The organism is Thermoflexus sp., from assembly GCF_040289485.1.
Taxonomy (GTDB): Bacteria; Chloroflexota; Anaerolineae; order Thermoflexales; family Thermoflexaceae; genus Thermoflexus.
Map to the genome: position 1 here is coordinate 1 of NZ_PSLG01000028.1, position 21,812 is coordinate 21,812.

At 68.8% G+C, this 21,812-nt stretch carries 20 protein-coding genes and 2 pseudogenes; 11 read left to right on the plus strand and 11 right to left on the minus strand.

The genetic code is table 11. The annotated features are described in order from the left end of the window. Nucleotides 1-555: pseudogene (locus tag C4313_RS06445) on the minus strand (hypothetical protein); the annotation flags it as partial. A gap of 135 nt (nucleotides 556-690) precedes the next feature. Between C4313_RS06445 and C4313_RS06450 the strand changes: the two are divergent. From C4313_RS06450 to C4313_RS06465, 4 genes are all read left to right on the plus strand, one after another. Further along, nucleotides 691-1,320, plus strand: coding sequence for a MarR family winged helix-turn-helix transcriptional regulator (locus C4313_RS06450; RefSeq protein ID WP_352429046.1), 630 nt, complete (start codon nucleotides 691-693; stop codon nucleotides 1,318-1,320). Next, nucleotides 1,317-1,610, plus strand: coding sequence for a glutaredoxin family protein (locus C4313_RS06455; protein ID WP_352429047.1), 294 nt, complete (start codon nucleotides 1,317-1,319; stop codon nucleotides 1,608-1,610). The genes C4313_RS06450 and C4313_RS06455 overlap by 4 nt, the downstream gene beginning before the upstream one ends. Nucleotides 1,611-1,694: 84 nt before the next feature. After that, on the plus strand, nucleotides 1,695-2,288 hold the full coding sequence (locus C4313_RS06460) for a protoglobin domain-containing protein (RefSeq protein ID WP_352429048.1): 594 nt from the start codon (nucleotides 1,695-1,697) through the stop codon (nucleotides 2,286-2,288). Nucleotides 2,289-2,373: 85 nt separating this feature from the next. After that, nucleotides 2,374-2,649, plus strand: a complete 276-nt coding sequence (locus tag C4313_RS06465) for a hypothetical protein (protein WP_352429049.1) — start codon at nucleotides 2,374-2,376, stop codon at nucleotides 2,647-2,649. On the opposite strand, the gene C4313_RS06470 is transcribed toward C4313_RS06465, so the two are convergent. After that, nucleotides 2,609-2,923: a DUF4282 domain-containing protein gene (locus C4313_RS06470; protein ID WP_352429050.1), complete on the minus strand. Its 315-nt coding sequence runs from the start codon at nucleotides 2,921-2,923 to the stop codon at nucleotides 2,609-2,611. The two genes, C4313_RS06465 and C4313_RS06470, sit on opposite strands and share 41 nt — an antisense overlap. A gap of 93 nt (nucleotides 2,924-3,016) precedes the next feature. Here C4313_RS06470 and C4313_RS06475 point away from each other — a divergent pair, with 93 nt between their 5' ends. Then, nucleotides 3,017-3,319, plus strand: a complete 303-nt coding sequence (locus C4313_RS06475) for a DUF4190 domain-containing protein (RefSeq protein WP_352429051.1) — start codon at nucleotides 3,017-3,019, stop codon at nucleotides 3,317-3,319. Between the two features lie 16 nt (nucleotides 3,320-3,335). On the opposite strand, the gene C4313_RS06480 is transcribed toward C4313_RS06475, so the two are convergent. The 4 genes and pseudogenes from C4313_RS06480 to C4313_RS06495 all read right to left on the minus strand — a co-directional run bounded on the left by C4313_RS06480 (nucleotide 3,336) and on the right by C4313_RS06495 (nucleotide 6,379). Next, nucleotides 3,336-3,986, minus strand: a complete 651-nt coding sequence (locus tag C4313_RS06480) for an MFS transporter (RefSeq protein WP_352429052.1) — start codon at nucleotides 3,984-3,986, stop codon at nucleotides 3,336-3,338. A 13-nt stretch (nucleotides 3,987-3,999) separates the two neighbouring features. Continuing rightward, a pseudogene (locus tag C4313_RS06485) lies at nucleotides 4,000-4,605 on the minus strand (MFS transporter); the annotation flags it as partial. Nucleotides 4,606-4,609: 4 nt separating this feature from the next. Then, complete coding sequence (gene galK / locus C4313_RS06490; protein WP_352429053.1) at nucleotides 4,610-5,788, minus strand: galactokinase; 1,179 nt, start codon at nucleotides 5,786-5,788, stop codon at nucleotides 4,610-4,612. A gap of 96 nt (nucleotides 5,789-5,884) precedes the next feature. Continuing rightward, nucleotides 5,885-6,379, minus strand: coding sequence for an MFS transporter (locus C4313_RS06495; protein WP_352429054.1), 495 nt, complete (start codon nucleotides 6,377-6,379; stop codon nucleotides 5,885-5,887). Between the two features lie 118 nt (nucleotides 6,380-6,497). Between C4313_RS06495 and C4313_RS06500 the strand changes: the two genes are divergently transcribed. The 6 genes from C4313_RS06500 to C4313_RS06525 all read left to right on the plus strand — a co-directional run bounded on the left by C4313_RS06500 (nucleotide 6,498) and on the right by C4313_RS06525 (nucleotide 14,617). Next, nucleotides 6,498-6,902 (plus strand): nitroreductase family deazaflavin-dependent oxidoreductase, encoded by a 405-nt coding sequence (locus C4313_RS06500; protein ID WP_352429055.1) that lies wholly within the window; start codon nucleotides 6,498-6,500, stop codon nucleotides 6,900-6,902. Next, nucleotides 6,886-9,411, plus strand: a complete 2,526-nt coding sequence (gene recG, locus C4313_RS06505) for an ATP-dependent DNA helicase RecG (RefSeq protein ID WP_352429056.1) — start codon at nucleotides 6,886-6,888, stop codon at nucleotides 9,409-9,411. The genes C4313_RS06500 and recG overlap by 17 nt, the downstream gene beginning before the upstream one ends. Before the next feature lie 10 nt (nucleotides 9,412-9,421). Then, entirely contained in the window at nucleotides 9,422-9,940 is a 519-nt protein-coding gene (gene coaD / locus C4313_RS06510) for a pantetheine-phosphate adenylyltransferase (protein WP_352429057.1), read from the plus strand. 22 nt (nucleotides 9,941-9,962) lie between these two features. Then, on the plus strand, nucleotides 9,963-10,418 hold the full coding sequence (locus C4313_RS06515) for an SPFH domain-containing protein (RefSeq protein WP_352429058.1): 456 nt from the start codon (nucleotides 9,963-9,965) through the stop codon (nucleotides 10,416-10,418). After that, complete coding sequence (gene rdgB, locus C4313_RS06520) at nucleotides 10,411-11,058, plus strand: RdgB/HAM1 family non-canonical purine NTP pyrophosphatase (protein ID WP_352429059.1); 648 nt, start codon at nucleotides 10,411-10,413, stop codon at nucleotides 11,056-11,058. Before C4313_RS06515 ends, rdgB begins: the two co-directional genes overlap by 8 nt. 121 nt (nucleotides 11,059-11,179) lie before the next feature. Further along, nucleotides 11,180-14,617, plus strand: coding sequence for an ATP-binding protein (locus tag C4313_RS06525; RefSeq protein WP_352429060.1), 3,438 nt, complete (start codon nucleotides 11,180-11,182; stop codon nucleotides 14,615-14,617). Between the two features lie 47 nt (nucleotides 14,618-14,664). On the opposite strand, the gene C4313_RS06530 is transcribed toward C4313_RS06525, so the two are convergent. The 5 genes from C4313_RS06530 to C4313_RS06550 all read right to left on the minus strand — a co-directional run bounded on the left by C4313_RS06530 (nucleotide 14,665) and on the right by C4313_RS06550 (nucleotide 21,719). Further along, a complete protein-coding gene (locus tag C4313_RS06530) occupies nucleotides 14,665-15,348 on the minus strand; it encodes a Uma2 family endonuclease (protein ID WP_352429061.1) in 684 nt (227 codons plus the stop codon). Between the two features lie 198 nt (nucleotides 15,349-15,546). Continuing rightward, complete coding sequence (locus C4313_RS06535) at nucleotides 15,547-19,089, minus strand: S8 family serine peptidase (protein ID WP_352429062.1); 3,543 nt, start codon at nucleotides 19,087-19,089, stop codon at nucleotides 15,547-15,549. A 138-nt stretch (nucleotides 19,090-19,227) separates the two neighbouring features. Next, nucleotides 19,228-20,067 carry an SDH family Clp fold serine proteinase gene (locus C4313_RS06540; RefSeq protein WP_352429063.1) on the minus strand — a complete coding sequence of 280 codons (840 nt, stop codon included), beginning with the start codon at nucleotides 20,065-20,067 and terminating at the stop codon, nucleotides 19,228-19,230. Between the two features lie 12 nt (nucleotides 20,068-20,079). Continuing rightward, nucleotides 20,080-21,189, minus strand: a complete 1,110-nt coding sequence (locus C4313_RS06545) for a response regulator (protein ID WP_352429064.1) — start codon at nucleotides 21,187-21,189, stop codon at nucleotides 20,080-20,082. Beyond that, nucleotides 21,186-21,719: a hypothetical protein gene (locus C4313_RS06550; protein WP_352429065.1), complete on the minus strand. Its 534-nt coding sequence runs from the start codon at nucleotides 21,717-21,719 to the stop codon at nucleotides 21,186-21,188. The genes C4313_RS06545 and C4313_RS06550 overlap by 4 nt, the downstream gene beginning before the upstream one ends. Nucleotides 21,720-21,812: the final 93 nt, after the last annotated feature.

Genomic DNA, 21,812 nt, shown 5'->3' on the forward strand with positions numbered 1-21,812 from the left:
GACCTGGAGGTGATGCAGCTCGCCCCGCCGCACCGATAGCCGCGCGACATAGGGATAGGTGCGGGTGAGGTCCTGGAGGCACTCGGCGATCACCTGCGGGGCGATGGACCCGCGATAGGCCAGGCGCCCGCCGGCCAGTTCCAGGTTCTCCCACTCCTGCCAGGCCAAGCGCCCCAGGATCTCCCGGCCGGTCCACATGGCCGGGTTGCCCCACTCTCCCTCGAAGGCGGGAGCCTGCCGGAGGCGGGCGCGCACGATCATCAGATCGCGGCGGCCCCGCCAGCGGGTGAACAGCCACCACAGGGGCACATCGCGGGGCTCGAAGACCAGCAGGATCTCCACCTCCCGGAAGGGGGCCTTTGCCTCCCGCAGGCCCAGGCGGACGAGGGAGGTGCCCACCCACTGCAGCGTCGTCCGCTCCCCGATCAGCGGCAACCCCCCACGCATCCAGCGCAACAGCCGCTGCCCTTTATGGACGTTCCACTGCATCCCCAAGAAGAACCAGCCGACCGTCCCGACGGCGGCGGTCATCAGGATCAGCACCCCCAGGTCCATCCCCGGCCCCTCGTCCGAGATCGAACCGCTCGCTTCCATCATAAGAAGGGTCCGCCGCCCCGTCAATCGGCCCCTCTTGACAACCCGGCCGTTTCCGGCTATTATGTTCGTAGTCCTAAATTAGGAATCCGATCTATGGCGGCCTTTCATCCGCAGGACCGTGCGGGAGATCGCCCGAGCCGGCTGGCCCTGGCCCTCTACCGCATCGGCCAGGCGGTCCAGATGATGCTGCGCCGCCGGGCCCAGGCCCACGGCCTCTCGGCCGCCCAACTGCAGGCCCTCCTGTTCCTCGCCCACGCCCGGCCCGGCGTCCGCACCGTCAGCGGGCTGGCCCAGCGGCTGGGCGCCACGATGGCCACCGCCAGCGAGGTGGCCGACGCCCTGGAGCGCAAGGGCCTGATCGCCCGCGCGCCGTGGCCGGCGCACCGCCGCACCATCATCCTACGCCTGACCCCCCAGGGAGAGGCCCTGGTCCCCACCCTGGAGGGCGCCCTTGAGGATCTGGAGGGCCTGCTGCGGGATCTGCCGGAGCCCGACCAGATCGCCCTGGAGCGGATCTTGCAGGAGGTGGTGCGCCGCCTGGCTGCCGCCGGCCACGTGGCCATCTACGAGATGTGCTGGGGCTGTGCTTTCTTCCGCCCCCACGCCCACCCCGATGACCCGCGGGGGCCCCACCACTGCGCCTTCATGAATGCCCCTCTGCCGGAGGCCGATACCTACACCGAGTGCCCGGATTTCATTCCTCGGGAGGTGGAGATCCGATGAAGGGACCATTGCCCATCGTGATGTATGCCCGGCCGGATTGCGAGGACAGCGCCCTGGTCCGGGACCGCCTGCGGGCCCTAGGCATCCCCTTCGTGGAGATCGATATCGACGAAGACGAGGCCGCCGCCCGCTACGTCGAGCGCCTCAACCGGGGCTTCCGCAGCACGCCCACCCTCATCTTCGGGGACGAGGAGATCGTCCTGGTGGAGCCCACCGTCGCGCAACTGGACGAGGCGTTGCGGCGGGCCGGCTACGCCATCCCCCAGGCTTCCACCGGACAGCGCGCCTGAAGGCGGTGAGGCCAGCCGGGGCCGCGGCGCGCCTCCGCGACACTGTCCCGGCTTCCCCAATCATCTTCACAAAAAGGAGGAGCCATGAGCGTTCAGAGGATCCCCGGTTACACCTACGGCACGGTGGCCGTCGCCCGCTCCCCGGTCTCGCTGGAGGACCTCGCTCTCCTCAAGAAAGCCGTGATGTTCACCGAGGAGGACGAGCGCTACCTGCGCATGGCCGGGGAGGTCCTGGCCGACCAGGTCGAGGAGATCCTGGACCTCTGGTATGGCTGGGTGGGTTCCCATCCGCACCTGGTTTACTATTTCGCGGACGCCCGGACCGGTCAGCCCATCCCTGCCTATCTGGAGGCGGTGCGCCGGCGCTTCGGCCAGTGGATCCTGGACACCTGCAACCGCCCCCACGACCAGGCCTGGCTGGACTACGCCCATGAGACCGGGCTACGCCACCACCGCTCCAAGAAGAACCGCACCGACGACGTGAACGCCGTCCCCCACATCCCCCTGCGCTATCTCATCGCCTTCATCTACCCCATCACGGCCACCATCCGGCCCTTCCTGGCCCAGAAGGGGCACCCGCCGGAGGCGGTGGAGAAGATGCACCAGGCCTGGACCAAGGCGGTGATCCTCCAGGTGGCCCTCTGGAGCCAACCCTACGTCCGGGAGGGCGACGGGTAGGCCGCTGCCCAAGGGCCCGCGGAAGGGGCGCGGGGTCTCCCCCGCGCCCCTTTTCATCGGAATTTAAGCGCTCTTAACTTTCCGGATGACCCCCGAGGCGCTCGCCACCCAACTGTGGGGCGGCCGCACCCTGGCCGAACTCGCCGATCGAGCTGGTGTGGACCTCCAGAAGGTCCGCGACGCGGTCAACCAGGCCTGCGTCCAGGCGATCCAGGACGCCATCGAGCAGGCCGACTGGCTGCTCCAGGGCCTGGACCGCGGCTATCGGAATGGGGATCCTCTGGAAGCGATCGATCCGCAGGCCAATCCCCATCGGGCGTTCACGCGCCGGCCGACCGCTGGCGCTCCAGGATCTCCTTGATATCGAGCAGGGCGTCGTGGATCCGGAAGGTGAGGATGAGCAGTTCGGCATAGATTCTGGAGATCAGGACGCCGAGGAGGACGACCAGCGGGCTCAGGCAGAGCGCCCCCAAGATGGTGCGCACGCCGTCCCGCCGCCCGCCGACGCCCGTCAGGCCTCCGAACAGGATAGCACAGCCGGCGATGACGCTGAGGACGACACCGAGCCAGAAGAGGGCCTGGATCAAATACGGCGTGATCATCCGGCGGAAGGTGAGGAAGTCGGTCCAGTTCATGGTCGCCTCCTAAGGGGGGATCGCTGGGGTCCGCCGGACGGGGGGACCCACAACTGCTTTTATAATAAAGCCAACACGAAGGGAGGCGAAGCCATGGCCGAGTCGCCCGTTTCCGCGCCGCCGACCCCCGGGACCAGCGGGAAGGCCATCGCCAGCCTGGTGCTGAGCCTCCTGGGGCTGCTGGGGGTGCTGCCGCTGATCGGCCCGATCCTCGGCATCGTCTTCGGCAACCAGGCCAGAGGCGAGATCGCCCAGAGCGGTGGGGCGCTGACCGGCGCCGAACTGGCGCAGGCAGGGGTGATCCTGGGCTGGATCGGCCTGGCCCTCACCGCCGCCGGCCTCCTCTGCGTCTGCGCGATCCTGGGCCTCGCTCCCCTGCACGGGATCGGCCCGTGACTGGGCTGCGCCAGCCTCACGGCAGCCGGCGGATCTCCGGGTAGCGCCGGTGAGCCCAGAGCATATAGCCCAGGCTGAGGGCGGCGCCCAGGGCGACGGTAGCGGGGGCTCCCAGCCAGCCGGCCATCAGCCCCGCCTGCAGCCCGCCCAGCCGCATCATCAACTGGAACGAGGGGGTGTAGATCCCCATGACCCGCCCGCGCACCGCATCCTCCACCCGGACCTGGATCAGGGTGTTGGCCAGGGCGTTCTGCCAGACGAAGAGCACCCCGGTGCAGACCAGGGCGGCCAGGGCCAGGGGGAACGTCGGCGCGGCGGCGAACAGCAACAGGGCGGCCGGGAACCCCAGGTTCCCCCGGGTCAGCCACCGGCCCCGCCGCCCAGCCTCCCCATAGGCGGCTGCCAGCAACGCCCCCGTCACCGCCCCGATCCCCACGGCGCCCATCATCAGCCCATAGGCCACCGCCTCCGGCTGCTGACAGGAGAGCAGTGCGCGGCCGAGGGCGCTGACCTCGACCGCTCCGCCCATGGCGGCGACGATGGGCGCCGCGCTCCCCCACAGCGTCGTGCGGGCGAAGACGGGCAACAACGTCGTGTAGGGCATCGAGAGGAAGGCGAACACCCCGACCATGCTCACCAGGCCCCGCAGCACCGCATCCTTCCCCACCCGGGCGATCCCGGTCCCGATCTCCCCCTGCCCGCCGGAATGGGCGCGCCGCGATCACCGCCAGGAAGGAGAGCCCGTTGAGGAAGAAGGCCATCCCTTCCCCCAGCGTGGCCACCACCACCCCGGCCAGCGAGGGCCCCAGGATCCGGGCCAGGTTGAACAGGGAGGAGTTCAAAGCGATGGCGTTCCCTAGATCCTCAGGCCCCACCATCTCCACGACGAAGGCCTGCCGCGCCGGCACGTCCAGCATCTGGAGGGCCGCCAGCCCCATCGCCAACCCCCACACGTGCCAGGCCTGGATGTGGCCGCTCCAGGTGAGCCAGGCCAGCAGGAAGGCCTGCAGCATCATCAGGGACTGGGTGGCGACGATCAGCCAGCGGCGCGGGAAACGGTCGGCCAGGCTCCCGCCGAACAGCGCCAGGGGCACCAAAGGGAGGGCCGAGAGGCCGTTCATCACGCCCAGGCCGACCGGCGAGCCCGTCAGGCGGTAGACCAGCCAGTTCTGGGCGATGGTCTGCATCCAGGTGCCGCTGAGGGAGATCAACTGGCCGAAGAAATACAGCCGATAGTTCCAGTGGCGCAGGGCCCGGAAGGGATGGACGGGTCGGTGCGCGGCCATGGCGTTAGCGCGAAGGCTCCGCTTCCCGGGTGACGGTGGCCCCTTCCTCGGGCTCGACCACGAAAAAGGTCGGCGCCCGACGGAAGCGCATCGTGTAGGCCCGGGCCATCGCCTCCTGGGCGGCGGCCACCGCCTCCCGGCGGACCAGGGCCAGGACGCTGCCGCCGAAACCGGCCCCTGTCAACCGTGCCCCGCAAACCCCCAGGACGGCGCGGGCGGCCTCCACCAGGACATCCAGTTCCGGCGCGCTTACCTCGTAATCCGTCCGCAGGCTCTCGTGGGAGGCGTTCAGCAGGGCCCCCAGCGCCTCCAGATCTCCCCGGGCCAAGGCGGCCACGGCCCCCTGCACCCGCTCGTTCTCGGTCACCACGTGCCGGGCCCGCCGGTAGAGGAGGTCCGGGAGGAGCGGGCGGGCCGCCTCCAGTTGGTCCGGGGTGAGATCCCGCAGGGCCTGGAGGCCAGGGTAACGGGCCCGCAGGCGGCGCACCGCCTCCTCACATTGCGCCCGCCGCTCGTTGTAGGCGGAGGCCGCCAGCGCCCGTCGCACGCCGCTGTCGGCCACCAGCACCGCCGCCTCCGCCGGGAACGGCACCGGCTCCACCTCCAGGGTGCGGCAGTCGATGCGGAGGGCGTGGCCCCGACGCCCAAAGAGGGCCGCCATCTGGTCCATGATCCCGCACCGCACCCCCACGAACCCGTTCTCCGCCCGCTGACAGCGACGGGCCAGTTCCAGGGGGGGAACCGTGTAGCCCCCCAGGGCGATCCAGACGATGGCGAAGGCGACCTCCAGGGCGGCCGAGGAACTCAGCCCGCTGCCGATGGGCACATCGCCGGCCACCGCCGCCTCCAGGCCGGGGAGCCGGTAGCCCGCCTCCTCCAGCGCCCAGGCCACCCCGGCGGGATACGCCGGCCATCCCGAAAGGCTCCCGGGCCGCAGGTCGTCCAGCGAGAACTCAGCCGACTCCCCGAAATCGGCGGCCACCAGGCGCGCCCGGCGATCCGGGCGGGGGCGTGCCACCACCCATACGGACCGGTTGATGGCGATGGGAAGGACGAACCCCTCGTTGTAGTCCGTGTGCTCCCCGATGAGGTTGACCCGGCCGGGGGCCCGTCCCCGGAGGACGGGTCGGCCCTCGAAGGCCTCTTGGAAGGCCCGCCACGCCCGTTCTTCCGCGTTCTCCATCCGCAGATCCCTCCCTCGGTTCGCGCGCATCTCCCCGGCATCGATCCGAAAGGTCCGGCGTCGTCCGGTGGGGACGCCGCGGCCCTGCGCCCTTCCTTACGCCGGGGCCTGTTCCCGCCGCTCCAGGGCGCCGCCCAGAACCCGCAGGAGCCCGAGGAAGCCCAAGGCGGCGGCCAAGGCCATCCCGCCCCCACCCCACCCGATGGCCGCCGGGCCGACCCGGTCGTGCAACAGGCCGCCGATCACCGGACCGAGGGCCAGGCTGAGCCCCCACGTCCGTCCGTAGACGCTCCTATAGCGCCCCCGGGCCTCCGGCAGCGCCAGGTTTGCCGTCAGCGTGGTGGCTGTGGGGATCATCCACATCTCTGCTACGGTCAACACAACCATGCTGTCCAAGAAGACGGGAAAGGAGCGGCCCAGCGCCACACTACCTACCCCCAGGGTGTAGCCGTGGGGCTGGCCTCCGCCGGTGGGATAGAAGGCGGTCCGGTCCAGGACCAGGGCAGGCCGGCCGTGGTGCGCGGTGCGCTCCACGATCGTGGCGGTGAACTGCCGCAGATAGGGGTCCTGCCCATACAGCCGCTCGGTCATCGGGGCGCCTCCCCTTCCCGCTGGCCGGGCGTGGGCCCGGCGATCGGGTCCGGACGATCGGATTATACTTGATTCGATGGGGGTGCCAGGCCGCCGGCCGCCCCGCGGGAGGCGCGCGATGGGGAAGCATCCACTGGAGCAGCTGGAGGCGATCGACCTGATCACCCGGGGCCGACGGACGGGGCGGCCCCACCGAGTGGAACTGTGGTTTGTTTACCGGGACGGATCCGTCTACGTCATGGCCCACGCCCGATCCCACGGCCGGGGGACAGACTGGTATCAGAACCTGGCGGCCGATCCCCACGTGGTGGTCGAGGCGGGGGGAGGGCGATGGGAGGGGATCGCCGAGCCGCTGCCGCCCGAGTGGGTGCCTGTGATCACCGGCTGGTTCCGCGAGAAATACGGCGCGGCGGCCGTCCGCCGCTGGTATGAAGGCACCCCGCGCCTGCCCGTCCGGATCCGATGGCCGGGATCCACAGAGCCCCTCACCGGAGGAGAGGGACACGATGGCCTCGCCCTTTGACCAGTTGCGGAAGATCCTGAAGCACGAAGCCCGGGACGGCTACCGGAACCGGATCGTGATCGGGGGGATGGGTCGCTTCGCGGACCATTGGTATCGCCAGGCCCGGGCCGTCCTGAAAGATCAGGACCCGGCGCTTTTGCTGCATCTGGAGACCATCTACGCGGACCTGCGGCGCTACGAGGAGGCCGATGTCGAGGAGCGGCGCCGGCTGGTCGAACAGATCGAGGCCCGCATCCAGGAGGCCCTGGGGCCGGAGCGGGCAACCCCACGCCCAGCGGTCCCTCCCCCGCCTGCCGGGGAAACGCCATCCCTCCCCCCGCCGGCGGCCCCGTCGGAGCGTCCTCCGGGCCCGGAGGAGGTCCCTCGCCCCTCCCGGGGGCCCGCCCGCCCGAAGGCCCGGGCCGCCTCGCCGGTCCCCCCGAAGCTGGCGGCGAAGGTCGAGGCCCTGGGGCTGGAGGCGCCGGTCCATGGGATCTACGGGCTGGGCCGGGAGCGGGCCCAGCGCCTGGAACGGCTGGGGGTCCGCACCATCCGTGACCTCCTGTATCTGTTCCCCCGCCGCTATGTGGACTTCCGGGCCCTCAAGCCCATCCACCGGCTGCGGGTGGGCGAGGAGGTTACTGTCATCGGCGAGGTTATGGAGATCGGCAGCAAGCAGACCGGCAACGGCCTCACGGTGATCAAGGCGCTGCTCACCGACGGCTCGGGGGTGATCGAGTGCACCTGGTTCAACCAGCCCTACCTGCTGGATCGCATCCAGCGGGGCCAGTTCATCGTGGTGAGCGGTCGGGTGGACGAGTTTTTGGGGCGGCCGGTCTTCCGCTCCCCGGAATGGGAGCCCGCCGACCGGGAGCTCCTGCACACCGCCCGCATCGTCCCCATCTATCCCCTCACCGAGGGCCTCACCCAGCGCTTGATGCGCACCATTCTGAAGCGGGTGGTGGATTACTGGGCCGACCGGGTGGAGGATCCGATCCCCGCCTGGATCCGGGAGGCCTATGGGTTCCCGGACCTCCCCACCGCCCTCAAGCAGGTCCATTTCCCGGAGGACTGGGGGCCGCTGGAACAGGCCCGGCGGCGGCTCGCCTTCGACGAGGTCTTCTACCTGCAAATCGGCCTGCTGGAACTGCGCCGCCGCTGGCGCAGCGTCCCCGGCCGCGCCCTCTCCTTCGATGAGGCCGCCCTCGAGCGGGCCATCGCCGCCCTGCCCTTCTCCCTCACCAACGCCCAGCGGCGGGCCCTCGCCCAGATCCTGGACGACCTGCGCTCCGGGGTGCCGATGAACCGCCTGCTGCAGGGAGAGGTGGGCTCGGGCAAGACGGTGGTGGCTGCCCTGGCCGCCTACGCAGTCTTCTTGGCCGGGGCCCAGTCGGCCCTGATGGCGCCGACGGAGATCCTGGCGGAGCAGCACTATCGGAACCTGATCGCCCTGGCCGAGCGCTGGGCCGCCGCGGACCTGCCCACTCCCACCATCCGGCGGCTGACCTCGGGGGTGACCGGGGTCGAGCGGGCCCAGATCTACGGGGAACTGGCCGAGGGGACGTGCCATCTGGTCGTGGGCACCCACGCGCTGATCCAGGAGGAGGTGACCTTCCGCGACCTGGCCTTTGTGATCATCGACGAGCAACAGCGCTTCGGGGTGCTGCAGCGGGCGGCCCTGCGGGGCAAGGGCTACAACCCTCACGTTTTGGTGATGACCGCCACGCCGATCCCCCGCACCCTGGCCCTCACCCTCTACGGCGATCTGGACCTCTCGGTGCTGGACGAGATGCCGCCGGGCCGCCAGCCGGTGTTGACCCGCTGGCTGATGCCCGACGAGCGGGAGCGGGCCTACGCCTTCATCCGCCGTCAGGTGGAACAGGGCCATCAAGCCTACATCGTTTGTCCGCTGGTGGAGGGCTCCGATAAAATCGAGGCGAAGGCGGCAGTGGAAGAATACGAGCGGCTGCAGCGCGAGGTGTTCCCCGATCTCAAACTGGGTCTGTTGCACGGGCGGATGAAGCCCGAGGAAAAAGAGGCAGTTATGCGCGCCTTCGCGCAGGGGGAACTGCACATCCTGGTGGCGACGCCGGTGGTGGAGGTGGGGGTGGATGTGCCCAACGCCACTGTGATCCTCATCGAGGGCGCGGACCGCTTCGGGCTGGCCCAGTTGCACCAGTTCCGAGGGCGCGTCGGCCGAGGCCCCTATCCGTCCTACTGCCTGCTCCTGGCCGAATCCCCCTCGGAGGCGGCCATCGCGCGCCTTCGGGCCATTGAGACCATCTACGACGGCTTCCAGTTGGCCCAGAAGGACCTGGAGCTCCGGGGCCCCGGCGATTTCCTGGGCACCCGCCAGAGCGGGTTCCCCGAACTGCGCCTGGCCGACCTCACGGACCTGCGCCTGCTGGAGATCGCCCGCGAGGCCGCCGAGCACCTGGCCGAGCGGGACCCAGCGCTCCAGGCGCCGGAGCACCGCCGCCTCGCGGAGCAGGTGGCCCGCTTCTGGCAGGGCCCGGCGGAGCCCAGTTGAGGAGGGAGCGATGACCCGCGCCCTGTTCCCGGCGTCCTTCGACCCCATCCATTACGGGCACATCGACATCGCCACCCGCGCCGCCGCCATCTTTGACGAACTCGTGGTCGGGGTTTACGAGCGGCCCAGCAAGAGCCTCCTGTTCACCCTGGAGGAGCGCCTGGCTTTGGTCCGGGAGGCCCTGCAGCACCTGCCCAACGTCACGGTGATGGCCTACGGCGGCCTGACGGTCGATTTCGCCCGCCGCATCGGGGCCCGGGTGATCGTGCGCGGCCTGCGGGTGGTCTCGGACTTCGAACTGGAACTGCAGATGGCGCTGACCAACAAGCAGCTGGCGCCAGAGATCGAGGTGGTCTGCCTGATGACCAGCCGCGATTACGCCTTCATCAGTTCCAGCATCGTCCGCGAGATCGCCCTGCTGGGCGGCGACATCTCCGCCATGGTCCCACCCCACGTGGCCCGGGCCCTGGCGGCCAAGGCCGCCGCCCGCGCCGGGGAAACGGTCCCCATCGTCTCCATCCGTGAGTGATCCCAGAGGCGGGGAGGCCCGGATGGACATCCTGCATCTGATCGACGAACTGGAACGGCTGGCCCTGAGCAGCCGGCCGCTCCCCTTTCTCAAGTGGGTGCTGATGGAGGAGCGACGGTTGATGGACCTCATCGATCAGATGCGGGTGGCCATCCCCCAGGAAGTCAAGCAGGCCCGGCGCGTCGCCCAGGAGCGGGAGCGGATCATCGCCCAGGCCAAGGAGGAGGCGGACCGCATCATCGCCCTGGCCCAGGAGCAGGCCAGCGAACTGATCGCCCAACACCAGGTGGTCCAGGCGGCGGAGCAGCGCGCCGCCCTGATCCTGGAGCGGGCCCAACGGGAGGCGGAGCGTCTGAAGGCCGACGCCGATGACTACGCGCTGACCCGGCTCCTGGAACTGGAGGAGACCCTCTCACGGCTCCTCCAGGTCGTGCGTAACGGCATCGAGAGGCTCCAAAACGAACGCCGCGATGGCTGACCGCCGCTCTCCTCAGAGTGAACGGCGCCTCCTGATCGCCACCCACAACCTCGGCAAGCGCCGCGAACTGGCGGCGCTGTTGGCCGATCTCCCATTGCAACTGGTGGATCTGCAGGCCCTGGGGATCGACCAGGTTGCTGAGGAGGCTTACGAGAGCCTGGAGGAAAACGCCCGGGCGAAGGCGGCCTTCTACGCCGCCCGCAGCGGCCTGTGGACCCTGGCCGACGACTCGGGGCTAGAGATCGATGCCCTGGGCGGGGCGCCCGGCGTTCACTCGGCCCGGTTCGCCGGGCCGGAGGCCAACGACGCCACCCGCATCCGCGAGGTCCTGCGCCGGATGGCCGGCGTGCCCTGGCCGCAGCGTATCGCCCGCTTCCGGTGCGTGATGGCCCTGGCCCGGCCCGGGGAGCCCCCGGTGCTCGTAGAGGGACGCCTGGAGGGCTACATCGCCCTCGAGCCGCGGGGGGAACACGGCTTCGGCTACGATCCCATCTTCTACATCCCCGAGCTGGGGAAGACGCTGGCCGAGCTCCCCCTGGAAGCCAAGAACCGGATCAGCCACCGGGCTCGGGCCGCCCAAAAGGCCCGTGCGGTCCTGGAGCGATGGCTTCAGGAACTTCCCCCTGAGCTGGAGGGATGATCCAACGGGTCCACCCGTGCCCCCCACCCCCATCGGGGAGGGCGCAACGCCGACCTGGAGCGGATCGCCCGTAGCGCCCTCCTCCGCCTTGAGGCATCATAGCGGAGGGGAGGCAAGCGCCATGGTGCGCGTCCGCATGTTCGGCCGTTTCGAGGTGTGGCGAGGGGACACCCCGATCCCTGAGTCGGCGTGGTTCACCCGCCGGGCCAAGCAACTGTTCAAGATCCTGCTCCTGGCGCGGGGCAGGCCAGTGCCCTCGGACCAGTTGATCGACTGGCTGTGGCCCCACGCCGATCCCCAGCGGGCCGCCATCACCTTGCGCAGCACCGTCCACGCGCTGCGCCGGGCCCTCGAGCCGGATCGCCCGGCCCGTGCCTCTTCGTATATTCTGGCCCAACCCCCCGGCTACGCGGTGGCCCTCCAGGCCCCGCTCTGGGTGGATGTATGGGCCTTCGAGGACCTGCTGGAGGCGGCCGCCCGGTCCGCAACCCCTGAGGAGCGGCGCGCCCACCTGACGGAGGCCATCGCCCTGTATCGGGACGACCTGCTCATCGAGGACCCGTATGCCGAGTGGGTGCTGGCCGAGCGAGAGCGGATCCGGGAACGCTACATCGAGGCGGCCCTGGACCTGGCAGAGCTTCTGGCGGCCGGGGGGACGCCCGAGCGGGCGATCCCCCTGTGCCGGCGGGTGATCGCCCTGGACGAGTTCCGGGAGCCGGCCTACCGGGCCCTGATGCGCTATCACATGGCGGTCGGGGATGTGGCCGGGGCTCTCCGCACCTACGAGCGTTGCCGCCGGGTGCTGTCCGAATCCTTCGGGGTAGAGCCCTCCCCTCCCACCCGGGCGCTGTATGAGGCCCTGCTGCGGGAGGAGCTCCCGCCGGCCCGGGCCGCCACCCCCCGTCCCCTCCAGGACCTCCCCGTCCCGGAAGGAGGAATCTTTGTCGGGCGGGAAGCGGAACTGGAGCAGCTCCGAGAGGTCTTCCTCGGGCTTCCCCAGGGTCGGGGAGGGGTCGGGCTCCTCATCGGGGAGCCGGGGGCGGGCAAAACCCGATTGGCCCTGGAGGCGATCCGACGGTTCGCCCCCAACGCCGACGTGCTCTACGTCCGTGGCCTCTTCATCGAGCGGGCCCTCCCCTTCTCGTGCCTGGCGGAAGGACTCCGCCGGCTGCTGGGCCTGCTGCCAGAGGAACGGCGGGCCGGGCTTCCGGTTTTCGCCCTCGCCCAGGTTGCCCAGTTGATCCCCGCCCTGCACCTGCTTTACCTGAACCTTCCCCCGGCCCCCGAGACCACCCCAGAGGAGAACCGGCATCGTCTGATCGATGGTTTCTCCAACCTGATCATCGCCCTTGCGGACCAGCATCCGCTGGTGCTGTTTGTGGACGATCTGCACTGGGCCGATGAGGCCACCCTCACCGTGGTGGGCCGCCTGGCCCGGCGGGCGGCCCGGCATCCCCTGGCCCTGTTGCTGGTGCACACGCCGGAGGAGGAGCCGGAGGGGCGAGAGATCAGCCACCTGCTGGAGACGTTGCGCCGGGAGGGGATCGGACGTTGGGTCCGGGTAGGGCGCTTGCCGCTGGAGGCCCTCGCTCGCTGGCTGGCCCAGTTCAGCGGGGAACCGCCGGAGACCCTGCAGGACCTGGCCCGCCGACTCTACAGCCTGACGGAGGGGAACGCGCTGTTCACGGCGGAGTTGCTACGGGCGGCGCTGGCCGGCGGCGGGCCGTTCCGCCGGGAGGCGTTGGAACGCTATCTGGAGGGGCCGGCGGCCATCTCCTCCCTGCGGGGATTGATCGCCGATCGCCTCGCCCGCCTCCCGGAGGGGGCACGGGAGATCCTGGAGATCGCCGCGGTGATCGGGCGGGCCTTCCCGGTCCACTGGTTGGAACTGGTCGGCCCGCCGGATCCGGAGCCTCATCTGCGGATCCTGATCGAGCGCCACTTCCTCCGGGAGGACGCCGAGGAGCGCCTCTCCTTCGTGCACGATGTCGTCCGTCGCGTCATCTACGAGGCGATCCCCCCCCTGGTTCGGCGACGGCGGCACCAGCGCCTGGCGGAGGCCCTGGCCGCCCTATATGGGCCCTACCCGGGCCCCCACAGCGCCGAGATCGCCTATCACTTCCAGCGGGCCGGCCGGTCCGCCCTCCCGTCGATGGTGCGCTACGCCGTGGAGGCGGGCGACCACGCCCGGCGGACCTATGGGTTCCGGCAGGCGGTGCGCCACTACGACGAGGCGCTGGCGGCGGCCGCGGGGGCGGGAGAAGGGCTGGCGGAATGGATCCAGCGGGCTTACCTGGGGCGCGGGATGGCCCTGGAGGCGCTGGGGGACTGGGAGGGGATCGTCGAGACCTACACGCGCTTCCGGGAGTGGGCCGAAGCCCACGGGGATCGGGTCCACGCGCTCAACGCCGCCCGCCGGCTGATGACCACCCTCACGATGTTGGGGCGGCTGGAGGAGGCCGGGGACCTGGCAGGGGAGATCCGCAGCCAGTTCGCCGCGGCCCTCAACCCGGCCGAGGCCGACCTCCTGGACCGCTTGGGGCTGGTTTTCGGGGAGGAGGCCGTCACGTCCTCGGTCGAAGGGGGGTTCTTCCATCCGGCGCCGCCGCTGTGGGGCCAGCCGTGGGTGGATCTGGCGGAGGCACTGGCCCCGGAGCAGGCACCGCTCCTCCTGAACCTCTACGGGTGGATCCTCACCTTGCAGGGGATGGCAGAGGCCGCCGAGGCCTGCCTGCATCAGGCGCTGGCCATCGCCGAGACCACGGCCCAGTGGCCCCATGTGGTGATGGGATGCAACCTGATGGCCTACCTGCAAGACCTGCGAGGGGATTTCGCCGGGGCCCAGGCCTGGCTGAACAAAGGATGGCAATTGGCCCGACGGGTCCCGGAGATGGATTGGAGCACCATCTGGGCACGGATCTTCCAGGGGTATCTGGCGCTGCGGGCCCGCCAGTTGGAGGAGGCCCAGGCCCAGTTCCGGAGCGTGCTGACCCTGCTCCAGGGCCGCTCGGCGCTGCGCGCCCACCGCCTGAGCGCCCAGATCGGCCTGGGGATGGTCTGCCTGGCCCAGGGGGATCTGGAGCGGGCGACAGCGCTGTTGGACGAGGCCCTGGCCCAAGGGCGGGCCGTGGACGCGGTGGCCCGCAGCCTGGGGTGGGTAGGAGAGGCCCGCCTGGCCCGCCTGCGGGGGCATTGGGAGGAAGCCCGGGCGCTGCTCACCCAGGCCCTCGGTTACACCGGGCGCCGGGGGCTGGTGGCGGAGTTCGCGCACGCGGCGGTGGAGGCGGGGCGCCGGGCCCGCGCCATCGGACAGCCGGAGGAGGCCCGCCCGGTGCTGGAGGAGGCAATCCGCTGGGCGGACGCCGCTGGCTTCCGGCCCGCGGCCCTCACGGCCCGCATCGCCTTGGGGAAGGTCCTGCGGGCCGCCGGGGAGGGGCACCGCTTGGCGCCCCTGCGGGAGGAGGCCCTCCACCTTTGGCAGGCCCTGGCCGCACGCCTCCCCGAGAACGAGCCCGCCGAGCGGTATCTGATCCCCCGCCCGGTGGTGGAATCGATCTAGAGAGGCCCTCCGGCGCAGCGGCGCCGCCAGCCCCCAGGGCACTCACCTCAACCCAGGATGCCCAGTTGTTGGAGCGCGTGGAGGAGAGGCGGGGGATTCCAGAGCCATTCGATCTGGAGACAGAACCCAGGGAGGACCAGGCTGCAATATTCTCCCTGGTGGCCTTCCTGAGCCAGCCGGTAGCGACTAGTGGGGAGGAGCTGATAGAACTCCGCCCACCGGTTGTGGGGGTCCACCAGCCAATATTCGGGGATGCCAGCCTCCTGGTATTCGTAGAACTTCTCGCCCCGATCCCAAGCGGCGCTTTCCGGGGAGACCACCTCCACCACCAGATCCGCCGGTCCCTCCAAATGGGTCGGATGGAGACGATCCAAGTGCGGACGGGCGACGAAGAGCAGGTCGGGCTCCCGGCCGGAGCGGGAGAGCCTCATCTGGAAAGGCGCCGGCAGCACTACCCCCAAACCCCGAACCTCGACATAGGCACGCAACAACCCATAGAGGAACCCTACGACTTCTTGATGGGGACGAGATGCAGGACTGTAGTGGACAACACGGCCGTCCACCCACTCGGCCAGGGTGTCCTCATCCACCTGGGCCAGGAATGTCTCGTAAGGGACATGGGGGGCCTCCGAGGGCTGTCGCAGCAACTCCAGCAGCCGGCGCCGCAGTTCCTCCGTTAACACCCCGGGCTCCTGTAGCAAAGCCAAGGCCTGCTCCGCCCGCGGGTCCATTGTTCCCCTCCTGCCGGCGATTCCCTTATCCAATCATACCACGGCTCGGCGAACCGGCAGAAGCAGCGATGCGGATGCAGCGGACCTCCAGCGGATGCTTCTCTCCTCCCTCTTCATGGCCTGTTTTCCGGTGCTCAGAATACAAAAGGGGGAGGGCGGAGCTCCACCCTCCCCCTGCGCTGGGGCGTTGGTGGCAGGCTACGGGGTGCGGCTACGCGTCACCAGCGGGAAATAGACCGGATAACCCACCCGGACGTAGAAGATGTCGCTGACCGCCTTATGGCCGAAGATGTCGGTGACCTCAACCCGCACCGGATAGCGGCCGAAGGCCGGGTAGCCATGGTAGGCGGCGCAGACGTTGCCCGAGGCCACCGTGACCTGCGGCGCAGTGCCGTCCCCGAAGTCCCACCGGCAGAGGAACCCGTTGGGGGTGACGATGTCCACACCCGTGGTGATGACGTTCGTAGAGACCGTGGCGGTGACCAGCACCGCGCTGTGGGGGGCGGGGGTGAAGTACTCCGGCTGCCCGGGCGTCACCCCGACCTCCGCCCGCAACCAGTCCAGAAGGCGTTTCATCAGATCCTCCCGGGTGCCGTAGCCGGTGTTGTTGTTCACGCCCTCCAGGCCGAAGGAAAGGTAGGCGACCCGATAACCCAGCTTCGTCCATGGAGCCGCACCCTTCACCCGCTCCAGGGTGGGCTCGGAGGACATGCGGGTGCCCAGGTGCCCCAGGCCGCTGGCGGTCGTCACCGGCACGGAGCTCAGCAGCGGATAGGCATCGACATCGCTGTAGAACGCTGCGTTGACCTCGTCCACGCTACGCTGGTTGCCTGCGCCATCGCCCCCGGCGCTGATGTCGTAGATGCGGCCGGCCAAGAAAGAAGAGAAGAGACTGTCCCCAGCCGCTGTGGGCCGCGGCGGCCCGGCCGGATACAGGGAGTCCTGAACATATGCAGCACCCGTGACGAGCGGGAAGAGGAAGTCGCCCAATGCCTCAGCGTAATACCAGCCGACATCCTGACCGGTGATCAAAACGCGCCCGCCAGCAGCCAAGTAGGCCCGCAGGAAGGTGGAGAGGGCGCCGAATCCCAAATAGTTATCTCCAGTGAAGATGATCGCCAGCGGGTATTTCCGAAGCCAGTTCACATAGGAAGCCGTCAGCAGCATGGAGTCGCCGCTGCTGGCGCTCATGTAGTAGTACGAAACGCCCAGGTTGTTCAAGGTGGTGGTGTAGAAGGTGGAGTAATTGGGAAAGATGGGAGAGCGGCTCCTTGTGCTGAAGTCGGCGTCGATCAGCAGGACCTCCGCTGGCGGAAGGGCGGGGATCAGCCGCACCCAGTAAGGCAGGCGATAGGCGCGGGCGGGATCGGCGTCATCGATGACGGTGACGAAACCATAGAAGTCATCAAAGGAGGTGACGGGCACGTTACCGACATCGAGGACAACGGCGAAGGAGACCGTGCCACCCGCCGGCACCGTGACCTGGGTGGGCACAACGGTGACCGTGAGCGCGGCGTGCCCCTTCTGAACCGTCACACCCAAAGTGTAGGTCACCGGAGATGCCGCCAGGCTTTGGGCGCTCACTGTTCGCGTGACGGGGCCGCTGCTGGTCTCCCGCACCCTGAAGGAGAGGCTGGGAGGATCGAAGGTGAGGCCCGGCGTGAGGATCCCCCCGGCGGCCAGGTTGATCCGCCCGCTCCCCCGGCACATGGGGCCCTGGAAGGTCAAAGATGCGCTGCACGAAGGATCCAGGTTCGCCGGGAGGTCGGCGGTGGTCACGATGAGGCTCTTGATCTGGGCCGGGGTCAGATGGGGATACAGCTGCCGCAGCAGCGCCACCGCCCCGCTGACGTGAGGGGCGGACATGCTGGTGCCTTGGTAGAGGGCGAACCCGTTCAGAACGGCGGAGAGGATGTTCACGCCGGGCGCCGTCACATCTGGCTTGATGGTGTCATCGATGTTCGGCCCGCGGCTGCTGAAGGGCGCGACCTTGTCCGCCTCCCTGTCGTCTGTGTAGCGGCGCAGGGTCGGCAGGATCTCCAGCGTGACGGTGTACGTGGCGCTGTAGGTCATATACCAGTTGATGATATTGTTTCCATCGCCTTGCGCCACCATCACGGCCGGGATCCGGGTGGTCTCCAGGCCGCCCATCGCGATGGGGAAGCCAGGGACATTGTTGACCACCACCACCCCGAGGGCGCCGGCGTTATAAGCGTTGGTCACCTTGGTGAGAAACGTGCACGCCCCTCGCTGGATCACAGCGATTCGATTGGCAAAGGTCCCCGGGCTGTAGGGCGTGCATCCCAGTCGGTTCGTGGGATCGAACTTGTAAGGAGCGGCGAGGGTCTGCGTGATGGCCGGGCCGCTGCCGGGGACGGCGGCGATGTTGGTCAAGGTGATCGGAACGGTCACCGTCGGCGGATCGTTCGGGCCGGTGACGTTCAACACCTGGGCGAAGATCCGGTTGTGGGTGGAAGCACCCACGCTGATGAATTTGGGCCCGATGGCGGGCGAGCCGATGGTGTATTGACCTGGGCCGCTGTTGCCGGCCGAGAAGACCACCACAAGCCCGGCGTCGACGGCGGCTTCATACGCCTGAACCAGGGGATCTTCCTCGATGGATGTCAGGGGAAGACCGCCCCACGAATTGTGAACCAAATCCGCGCCGTCGGCGACGGCATCCTCCAAGGCGGCGATCAGTTCGGGGTCGAAGGCCGACGTGGAACCGCTGACGCTATAGTAGAACACCCGGTAGTTCATCAGCCAGGCCCGGGGGGCGATCCCACTGATCGTCTGCGTGATGGCCCCAGCCCCCGCCCCCAGGGTCGCCACCGTCCCATAGTTGCACGCGATGGTCCCCGCCACGTGGGAACCATGGGCCACCATCGGATGTTCCAGCGGATCAGGGGCGTCATCGACAGGGTCCGGAGGGTCATCAGGACGGAAATAAGCCCGTGCGACAATCACCTTCTTGTTGGTATAACGGGTATCTCCTTTCGGGAACCCCGGCGGATAACTATATCCTGCATCGTTAAAGCAGGGATTGTCGATATAGATCCCCGAGTCGATCACCGCGACCTTGATCCCTGCGCCGGCCTGGGCATGTCCACCCGGGATCTTGGCCCACAACCCCCGATCCGGATCGGTGGGATCCAGACCATCGCCCGTGACATCCTGGACCAGGCCGATCAGCGGAATGCTCGCATCCATGTCCAGATGGTATTCCCTTTCCACCGTCACCGATGCCACCCCGGGCAACCGACGGATCGCCTCAATCCGGTCCCGCGGCACCTTAACAGCAAATCCGTTGAAGACGATCCTGTACTGCCGTTGAATCCTGGCTTCGGGAACCGCTTCGGCAAGACTGCGGACAAAATGCTCCTGAACAGAGGCCAAATAGTTTAGATAAGCCTGACTTTCGGCCGCGTTGAGATCTAAGCGCCGAGCGCCAGTCACCCGCGGAGCGGTCGGCTTCAGGCCGGCAATCCCTCCCGCATACTGGGTCAAGGGAGGATCGGCCAAGCGCACGAGGACCCGAACGGTGGGGGACTGGCTGAAAGCAGCTTTGGGAGGCAACGCGGGAGGGGCATCGGTGGATGGAACGGTTCCGCCATACATTCCTGGGGCCGGGGGAGGGGTTGAACGGGCGATACGGGGTGCGGGATGCGCGGCCCCTATGCTCCACACCAACGCCAGCGCAAGCAGCAAAGAAGAACGCAGCCGGCGGATTCTGGTGTTCATGACGCTCCCTCCCAAGGTAGGCCTAAGGACGCCACAGAGGAAACGCTAAATTTATTCTAGCACTGCACATCCAAGGTGTCAATCCGCTCGCCCCGTAATACCGGATTCCTCACCTCCCCTATGGACGACAGGACGTTCTCATCGGGACCGCTGGGGTGGCCCCTCGTGACGATACGGCAGGGGGATGTATTCCACCGAAGGGCGGCGCGGCGTCGCCTGAGGGAACATCTCCATCAGATAATAGATCTCCTCCGGCAGGCCGACCCGCACCGGCAGCCCCAGGGCCTGGGCCTCCCCCACCGAGATCGGATAGTCATGGGTCCACCGCCCGCTGCTCAGGGCCTCGGCAATGGCCTCCGCCCGCTCCGCGTCCATCCCGTTGGCGGTCAGCAGTTCCACCACCGTGGCCCGCACCTGCGCCATCGCCTTGCGTGCGATGTCCGCCAGGATCAGGGTGTGATCCTCGATGTTGGCCAACGGCTTGGCCTCCACCACCTTCAGGATCGAGGCCGCCGGATACTGCCCCAGTTGCGGATCCACCGGCCCAAGCACCGCGTTCTCGTCCATCACGATCTCGTCCGCCGCTAGGGCGATCAGCGTCCCCCCCGACATCGCGTAATGAGGGATAAACACGGTCACCCGCGCCGGATGGCGGACCAGGGCCTGGGCGATCTGTTCGGCCGCCAGGACCAGCCCCCCGGGCGTGTGCAGGATCAGATCGATGGGCATGTCCGGTGGAGTCAGCCGGATGGCCCGCAGCACCTGCTCCGAGTCCTCAATGTCGATATATCGGGAGAGGGGCAACCCGAAGAACCCGATGGTCTCCTGTCGATGGATCATGGTGATCAGCCGCGTCCCCCGGCGGCGCTCGATCTGGCGGATCAGCCGCGCCCGCGCCTCCTCCAGCAGGCGCCGCTGCAGCGCCGGGAACATGGTGCTGAAAATCAAGAAGATCCAGAAGAGATCGAACACGCTCATCGGGATCCCTCCTCACGAGGCTGGCTGCCGCACGAGGGCCCGGATCTGGGCGGCCAGCCGCTGGGCCGCGGCGGCCAGGGGCGCGCCGGGATGGCCCAGGACCACCGGCACGCCCTGGACAAGGGCCGTCGCCTGGTGGGGGTCGAAGGGCACCGCCAACAACGGGGGCTGCCCCAGCGCCTTCTCGATGGCTTGGAGGTTGAAGGGGACCGCCCCCGCCGCGTGGTTGACCACCACGCGGACCCGTTCGGGAGGGACGCCGGATGCCTGCAGCACCCGCAGCGTCATCACGGTGGTCTGCAACGCCCCCACCTCCGGGCTCGTCACTAAGAAGATCCCATCCACCAGCTGGCACATGGTCATGCCCAGGACGGCCAGGGTGGGCGGCCCGTCCACCACCACGAACGGGAAGCGCTCCTGGAGAAGCCCCAGCGTCCTCCCGATCAGGGTCTCATCCAGCGTCTCGCTGACGGGCGGCAGCGGCGCCGGAAGCAGCGCCAGGCCCGCCGGATGGCGCATCAGATACGCTTCCAGGCGCTCCGGCGGCAGACCCTCCCGCCACCAATCCAGCCAGGAGGTCCGAACGGCCAGGCGCAGGTGCAGGCCCGCATGCCCGGAGTTCAACCCCACGTCCCACAGCACCGTGGGGCCAGCGCGGCTCAGCGCCAGGGCCGTGTTCACCGCCAGGGTGGTGGTCCCGGTCCCCCCGCGCAGGCCCAGGAAGAGCGCCGCAGCCCCTTGCCCCGCCCCTCCTCGCCGTCGGTTCAACAGCTCCTGGACCCGATCCACGAGTTCTTTCTGGGAGATCGGCTTGGCCAGGTAATCGTCCGCCCGGGCTGCCAGAGCCGCCTCTCGATCCACCGGCTGTGCCCGCGCCGTCAGGACCAGGACGGGGGTGTCGCTGACCACCGGATCGGCCCGGATGGCCTGCAACACCTGAAAGCCATCGACCTCCGGCATCATCAGATCTAGGAGGACCAGGTCCGGCCGCAACTGCCGTGTCTTCTCGATCCCATCGGCCCCGTCGGGGCTGGTGATCACCTCGAAGCCTGCCCGCTCCAGGATGAGCCGGACCATCCGCAACAGTTCGACATCGTCATCGATCACCAGGATGCGCCTCATCCCCGGGCCACCTCTCCGCCCAACGAGAACATGTGAATGAGGTCACGGTTGATGAAGATCAACTCGCCGGCGAAACTCAGTTCGGGCCGTTCCACCATGGCGACCTTCGCGTTCATCACCGGGATGAAGCGCTCGACGTTGGTGACCAAGAGGGCGTGGAGGTCGGGACGGCCGGTGAACTCCATTTGCCCCTCGATCTCGAAGCCCAGGATGGTGGCGAAAACGGAATAGGCCTTCCGCGCCCCGTGCGGGGCAGGCACCACCTTCAGGGCCAGTTCCACCCCCACGTTGATCAGGACGACGGCGATGTGGTTCTTGCTGAGGATGGCTGTGCTGAGGCTCTTGAGGATGCGGGCAGGCTCCTCCAGCCGCGACAGGAAGACGGCCTCGAGCGGGATAAAGGAGGTGCGCACGTCGTTGAGGACATCGGCCAGAACCCGGCCTCGCAGGATCATCTGGGCCGATATCCGGTGCGTGGTGGTAAGAAAGTCCACCGCGATCGTCCCCGACCGGATCCCGGGTTGCGTCATCGGCCATCCCCTTCGGAGGCGGCCTCATCCCCACCCGCCCGCGCGGTCCGGATGGCTCTATTATACCGGATGCCGCGCATCTGCCATCGTCCC

Excerpts from the sequence above, each read along its gene's own strand:
- C4313_RS06455 (WP_352429047.1), top strand. The coding sequence starts at position 1,317 with ATGAAGGGACCATTGCCCATCGTGATGTATGCCCGGCCGGATTGCGAG.
- C4313_RS06450 (WP_352429046.1), top strand. The coding sequence starts at position 691 with ATGGCGGCCTTTCATCCGCAGGACCGTGCGGGAGATCGCCCGAGCCGG.
- coaD (WP_352429057.1), top strand. The coding sequence starts at position 9,422 with ATGACCCGCGCCCTGTTCCCGGCGTCCTTCGACCCCATCCATTACGGG.
- C4313_RS06515 (WP_352429058.1), top strand. The coding sequence starts at position 9,963 with ATGGACATCCTGCATCTGATCGACGAACTGGAACGGCTGGCCCTGAGC.
- C4313_RS06540 (WP_352429063.1), bottom strand. The coding sequence starts at position 20,067 with ATGAGCGTGTTCGATCTCTTCTGGATCTTCTTGATTTTCAGCACCATG.
- C4313_RS06495 (WP_352429054.1), bottom strand. The coding sequence starts at position 6,379 with ATGACCGAGCGGCTGTATGGGCAGGACCCCTATCTGCGGCAGTTCACC.
- C4313_RS06535 (WP_352429062.1), bottom strand. The coding sequence starts at position 19,089 with ATGAACACCAGAATCCGCCGGCTGCGTTCTTCTTTGCTGCTTGCGCTG.
- C4313_RS06470 (WP_352429050.1), bottom strand. The coding sequence starts at position 2,923 with ATGAACTGGACCGACTTCCTCACCTTCCGCCGGATGATCACGCCGTAT.
- rdgB (WP_352429059.1), top strand. The coding sequence starts at position 10,411 with ATGGCTGACCGCCGCTCTCCTCAGAGTGAACGGCGCCTCCTGATCGCC.
- C4313_RS06550 (WP_352429065.1), bottom strand. The coding sequence starts at position 21,719 with ATGACGCAACCCGGGATCCGGTCGGGGACGATCGCGGTGGACTTTCTT.
- recG (WP_352429056.1), top strand. The coding sequence starts at position 6,886 with ATGGCCTCGCCCTTTGACCAGTTGCGGAAGATCCTGAAGCACGAAGCC.
- C4313_RS06475 (WP_352429051.1), top strand. The coding sequence starts at position 3,017 with ATGGCCGAGTCGCCCGTTTCCGCGCCGCCGACCCCCGGGACCAGCGGG.
- C4313_RS06545 (WP_352429064.1), bottom strand. The coding sequence starts at position 21,189 with ATGAGGCGCATCCTGGTGATCGATGACGATGTCGAACTGTTGCGGATG.
- C4313_RS06530 (WP_352429061.1), bottom strand. The coding sequence starts at position 15,348 with ATGGACCCGCGGGCGGAGCAGGCCTTGGCTTTGCTACAGGAGCCCGGG.
- C4313_RS06465 (WP_352429049.1), top strand. The coding sequence starts at position 2,374 with ATGACCCCCGAGGCGCTCGCCACCCAACTGTGGGGCGGCCGCACCCTG.
- C4313_RS06500 (WP_352429055.1), top strand. The coding sequence starts at position 6,498 with ATGGGGAAGCATCCACTGGAGCAGCTGGAGGCGATCGACCTGATCACC.
- C4313_RS06525 (WP_352429060.1), top strand. The coding sequence starts at position 11,180 with ATGGTGCGCGTCCGCATGTTCGGCCGTTTCGAGGTGTGGCGAGGGGAC.
- C4313_RS06460 (WP_352429048.1), top strand. The coding sequence starts at position 1,695 with ATGAGCGTTCAGAGGATCCCCGGTTACACCTACGGCACGGTGGCCGTC.
- galK (WP_352429053.1), bottom strand. The coding sequence starts at position 5,788 with ATGGAGAACGCGGAAGAACGGGCGTGGCGGGCCTTCCAAGAGGCCTTC.